This window comes from Mesorhizobium sp. M4B.F.Ca.ET.089.01.1.1 (assembly GCF_004022605.1).
Lineage (GTDB): Bacteria > Pseudomonadota > Alphaproteobacteria > Rhizobiales > Rhizobiaceae > Mesorhizobium > Mesorhizobium abyssinicae.
In genome coordinates this window covers 1-1,047 of the sequence record NZ_RZOS01000913.1, presented here as the reverse complement: position 1 = coordinate 1,047, position 1,047 = coordinate 1, and the positions used below count along the sequence as shown (strand labels likewise).

General features: G+C 63.2%; 1 protein-coding gene and 1 pseudogene. Both read left to right on the top strand.

The window, feature by feature from the left end:
• Positions 1 to 241, top strand: a pseudogene (locus tag EN780_RS34980) (cell division protein FtsZ); the annotation flags it as partial.
• A gap of 338 nt (positions 242 to 579) precedes the next feature.
• Positions 580 to 1,047, top strand: a 468-nt coding sequence (locus EN780_RS34975; protein ID WP_189557031.1) for a UDP-3-O-acyl-N-acetylglucosamine deacetylase, incomplete at its 3' end; no start/stop codon positions are given.

The following is a 1,047-nucleotide window of genomic DNA, read 5'->3' as shown; positions in this document are numbered from 1 at the left end:
GACCAACGGGCTGACCCGCCGCGAGGAAGAGCCTGCGCGGCTGCAGCCGGCGCAGCCGCGCGAGCCGAAACTGCGCCAGGCGGCACCGGAAGTGCGCCGTCTCGCCAGCCAGGACCCGCAGCTCTACGCGCCGCGCCGCGGCCAGCTTGACGACCAGGGCCGGCTGACGCCGCAGAGCCGGGCCGTGCAGGAAGACGACCAGCTGGAGATTCCGGCGTTCCTGCGGCGCCAGGCCAACTGACCGTTAACGGTTCGTAACAGTTGTTAACAGGCAGACAAGCGATTGTTTGCCTGTTAACGTATAAAGAGATGTAAAAACAAGGTGTTGCGAGCGTCTCTTCGCACCGGATCGCGGTTACAGTGGGTAAGAAACCGTGATTTGGACTCTCCCAGCCGGACCACTATCTTCGCCCGGAGCACTATCGGCTTGCCGGGATTCGGGGAGTTGGCCCAGCCTGCCGATCATATCAAGAGCCGCACGGCCTTGTTTATTTTGCCGCATCTATGCGCACACCGGGTGATCCATCCGGCAGCAGAATACGCCAAGAACCGATGAAGCGGACGCAGGCAGTATGGGCCATGGGGTTTGTCTTGCACGACTATCAGACGACACTTAAATCGCGCGCGACGCTGACCGGCACCGGCGTTCACAGCGGCAAGCCGGTCACCGTCAATTTCCTGCCAGCGGATGCCGATACCGGCATCGTCTTCCAGCTTTCCAATGGCGGCGAGAGCCGCGAGTTCCACGCGCTGGTCTCCGAAGTCGGCGCGACCGACCTCTGCACCATGCTCGGCGACCCGGCCGGCGAGCACATCGGCACCGTCGAACATCTCATGGCCGCGGTTTTCGGGCTCGGCGTCGATAATCTCGTCATCGAGATCGACGGCCGTGAGGTTCCGATCCTCGACGGCAGCGCCGTGCCCTTCGTCGAGGCCTTCGACCAGGCGGGTATCGAGATGCTGCCGGTCAAACGCCGCTATATCAGGGTGGTCAAGCCGGTGCGCATTGAGAACGGCGCCTCCTGGGCCGAGTTCAGGCCCTATGAC